Annotated in this window: 1 pseudogene; it reads left to right on the top strand. The window is 41.9% G+C overall.

The features are described 5' to 3' along the window. Nucleotides 1-46: 46 nt before the first annotated feature. Nucleotides 47-234 (top strand): annotated as a pseudogene (locus Q4519_RS22150) (peptidoglycan-binding protein); the annotation flags it as partial.

Below are 234 nucleotides of genomic sequence, written 5' to 3'. Positions count from 1 at the left end.
TACTATTGCTCGTTATGTTATGAAATAATTGTTTAGACTTTTGTATTTGCTATATATAATTCCAGTAACATGGGCAAATATTTACACATTACCCCCAGATGGTGGGCGTTTAGTTGGGCAGCTTCAGACTCACACGCTGGCGAAAGGTGAAAACTTACATGAAATAGGAGTACTTTACGGGGTGGGATTACTGGAGTTAATGGATGCAAACCCAGCCGCGGACCCTTTTGTGCC

Source organism: Motilimonas sp. 1_MG-2023 (genome assembly GCF_030547455.1).
Classification (GTDB): domain Bacteria; phylum Pseudomonadota; class Gammaproteobacteria; order Enterobacterales; family CBDFNC01; genus Motilimonas.
This window is presented reverse-complemented; position numbering and strand designations above follow the sequence as displayed.